This is a genomic window from Aminobacter sp. P4_H6_2 (assembly GCF_056400805.1).
Genome location: NZ_JBFUKO010000563.1, coordinates 1 through 3,515, shown reverse-complemented (window position 1 = coordinate 3,515; position 3,515 = coordinate 1). Strand labels below are relative to the sequence as shown.

Below are 3,515 nucleotides of genomic sequence, written 5' to 3'. Positions count from 1 at the left end.
GTAACCATCGTCCACGTCCGTTCCGTGTAGTTGTTCATAAAGATGTCGTAGCGCTCTTGCGGATCCTGCCACAAGTCAAAGACTTGCGGCACCGTCGCCACGTACTTCTCCGCACCTTTCCAGCCGAGGTTGCTGTCCACCGCCAGCCCGCCGGTCGCAGCGCCGTCGTCACCGCGGAGGTTGAAGACGGCCTTATAGTTGCCGACCCGCGCCGCGCCCGGCGAAAGCTCGTTCTCGGTGAAATAGAACCATTCGCTGCGTGGGGACTTGCCCGCGCCCGTCAGCACAGGGGTCATGTCCACGCTATCGAAGTAGATTGGTTTACCTTCACGGTCGTTTTCAGGCAGTTTCACGCCGGCGGCCGAGGCGAACGTGGCCATCAAGTCGAGACCGCCAAGGATTTCATGGTTCTTCGCGCCTGGCTTGGTCTTGCCCGGCCAGACAGCGATGGCCGGAACCCGGTTGCCGCCTTCCCGTACCGTGCCCTTGGTACCCCGGAAGGGCGTGTAGCCGGCGTCAGGGTAGACATCCTGCCAGGCTCCGTTGTCGGTCGTGTAAAAAACCAACGTATTCTTGTCCATGCCGGTTTCACGCAGCTTGTCCATAATACGTCCGATACGGGTGTCGAGTTCGACGACCGAGTCGGCGTATTTAGACTTGGAAAGCGATTTGTGTTCGAACTCCGGCGCTGGCATGTTCGGCTGGTGAACCTTCATGAAGTTCACATTGATGAAGAAAGGTTGGTTCGGTGCCTTCGCGGCGTCGTCCAGAAACTCGATTGCAGCCTTTTCGACATAGCCGTCGAAGAAAGGAATACCGACCACGCCTTCCTTGCCGTCGATAGTGGGCGTGTCGACATATTGGCCGTTGATCTTGAAGTCCTCCGTGACGGGCTCGCCCGCGTTTCCGGACAGCGCTCCTTTGGTGACCTTCTCGAACATAGCTCGCAGCGCAGGGTCCATATCGGGGAACCATGTCGGATCTGCGTAGGTATAGGCGTTGAGATGATAGAGCCCGGCATATTTCATCACATCATAGCCTTGGGCATTTGGCAGAGCGTAGTCGGCTTCGCCGAGATGCCACTTTCCGGTGAAATAGGTCTTGTATCCTCCCTGTTTCAGTACAGAAGCCAGCGTCCATTCCGCGGCTGGCAGTCCGCCGCCCTGGCCCTGAAAGGCCACGGTGGTCATGCCGCTGCGATTCGGGATCCGACCCGTCTGCATAGCGGCGCGTCCAGGGGTGCAACTGGGCTGCGCATAAAAGGAGAAGAAGGTCATGCCGTCTTCGGCCAATTTATCAATACTTGGCGTCGGCATGCCGCGCCCTTCACCGCCGCCGTAAGGACCAAGGTCGCCGTAGCCTGTGTCATCAGAGACGATGAACAAGATGTTGGGTTTTTGCGCGTCTTGCGCATGGGCTGCCGACGCTAGCCCACCGCAAAGAACAATTACGGCAGTCCAAGTCGCGATGCTGCTATCGGAAAGTCTATGCCCCATCTTCAGTTCCTTTCGCAATCTGCAAAACGATCGAATTGAAACGACTTCAAAGCCACTCAAATCAATCAGTATGCCAATGCTGACGCAAGGGCAATTCTGACCGAGCCTTCGCGAATTGCGGCGCGGACGAGTGAGGATTTCCCACTGTGAGGCAGACCAACCTAGACAAGCATCGGCACTGTGCTCGGCCTCGTTGGCTCCCCGTCAACCGTCAGCCTGATCATTGGCGGTGTGGGGCGTCCGATCGTTTGGTGTGCCTCGGTAGGCTCCGGCGTCTGCGGGTGCAAAACCGGGCAATCCAAACTAAGTCGCCATTCGGTGCAGCATTCGCGAACATGACCGGCGTGCCATCGACATGCATGCAGTTTTTGACGCCGACCAATCGGTGTTTTTCACAGCAGTTGTTGCACTCACGCACTTGTCAGCCTCGGCTACGAGGACGACGATACCAACCCAGGAGCTTTATGGAGGAAGGCATGAGTGTCATTCGCACTTCATCCGTCACAGCCACGATCGCTTGCATTGTGGCTTTTGCCAGCCCCGCGCTCGCGGAGGAATCTGCCGAGGCTCTAGCAAAGAAGCTTTCCAATCCGATTGCATCGTTGATCAGCGTGCCGTTCCAGTTCAACTGGGACCAGGGCTATGGGCCGAACGACGGCAACAAAGCATATGTCAACGTACAGCCCGTCATCCCAATCTCACTTAACGAGGACTGGAACCTCATCTCAAGGACGATTCTGCCGATAGCTTGGCAGGACGACATTGCCGGCCCGTCAGGATCCCAATTCGGCCTCGGCGACACAACCCAAAGTTTATTCTTTTCGCCCGCAAAACCGGGGCCGGATGATATCATTTGGGGTATCGGTCCAGTGTTTTTGCTGCCGACCGGAACCGACGACCTACTCAGCAGCCGCAAGTGGGGAGCAGGGCCGACAGGTGTGGCGTTGAAGCAAAGCGGACCATGGACGGTCGGTATTCTGGCCAATCACATCTGGTCATTTGCCGGAGATGATGATCGCACTAACGTCAACTCCACCTTTCTGCAGCCCTTCATCTCCTATACGACGCCAGATGCTTGGACTTTCAGTCTCAACACCGAAAGCACATACAATTGGGAAGCGAGCGAATGGTCAGTCCCGATCAATTTCGACGTCACCAAGCTTATTCACATTGATAAGCAACCGGTCAGCTTGGGTGGAGGCTTTCGTTATTGGGCCGCAAGTCCTGACAGCGGGCCCGACGGATTTGGCGTTCGCGCCATCGTCACTCTGCTGTTCCCCAAGTGATCCCTTACGCATAGGGGCGCAATTCTGGAGACGACTGTTGCTGCACAGATTGACGCGCCCCGCATGCGGCAGGTGGTGGCGATCGAAGTCGACGAGTGACTCGATCCGCCTGCATAGAAGGACCTGGACAATACGATGGATGAACTTTCGGCACCCAACCCGGTATTTGAGATTGTCCTCGGCACCTTGTTCATGATTGTCATCATCTTCGTACACGGTGTCGGTATTCGCACGATCAACCAGCGTTTCAGCAAAGCCTGGATCCGCGTGAATAGCGCCACGTCGCATTGGCGGATCAATCTGCTGTTTGCCTTCACAATCGGTTCCCTTGCGAGCTTACATTTTGCTGAAACTCTCCTTTGGGCAGCCCCAGTATCACTGATGGGATTGATCCCCTCGATGCGAGACAGCTACTACTTTGTCCTGGAGAACTATACAACGCTCGGTGAAGGCACCGTCAGCCTGCCTGATCGATGGCGTCTGATCGGACCAATCATGGCAATGTCAGGCTTGTTCACGTTTGGCTGGACTGGGAGCGTGCTGGTAAGCATCATGACCGAGTTCGGTAAATTGGACAGAATACGAGCCAAAAAGGGGCCAATGGACTCCGACCGCCCTGACGTGATCCCGACTGCCTGAGTTGCGCCATGGACGGGTCATTGCCGAACGGGATAGAAAATCCCGAAAAGCGGGCCTGGCTTTTCGTCTTCTCCCGCAACCGAGTAATTTGAGC

The 3,515-nt window shown here is 56.4% G+C and carries 3 protein-coding genes; 2 read left to right on the top strand and 1 reads right to left on the bottom strand.

What is annotated here, in order from left to right; all coding sequences use genetic code 11:
* Positions 1-1,496: arylsulfatase (locus tag AC1DUU_RS26560; RefSeq protein WP_476786349.1), on the bottom strand; the 1,496-nt coding region annotated here is incomplete at its 3' end.
* A 476-nt stretch (positions 1,497-1,972) separates the two neighbouring features.
* On the opposite strand from AC1DUU_RS26560, the gene AC1DUU_RS26555 reads away from it, so the two are divergent.
* Both AC1DUU_RS26555 and AC1DUU_RS26550 read left to right on the top strand, forming a co-directional pair.
* Complete coding sequence (locus AC1DUU_RS26555; protein WP_476786348.1) at positions 1,973-2,782, top strand: transporter family protein; 810 nt, start codon at positions 1,973-1,975, stop codon at positions 2,780-2,782.
* A 135-nt stretch (positions 2,783-2,917) separates the two neighbouring features.
* On the top strand, positions 2,918-3,421 hold the full coding sequence (locus tag AC1DUU_RS26550; protein ID WP_476786347.1) for a two pore domain potassium channel family protein: 504 nt from the start codon (positions 2,918-2,920) through the stop codon (positions 3,419-3,421).
* Positions 3,422-3,515: the final 94 nt, after the last annotated feature.

Bases quoted from the DNA above. Each gene is read 5' to 3' on its own strand.
- AC1DUU_RS26550 (WP_476786347.1), top strand. From the start codon at position 2,918: ATGGATGAACTTTCGGCACCCAACCCGGTATTTGAGATTGTCCTCGGC.
- AC1DUU_RS26555 (WP_476786348.1), top strand. From the start codon at position 1,973: ATGAGTGTCATTCGCACTTCATCCGTCACAGCCACGATCGCTTGCATT.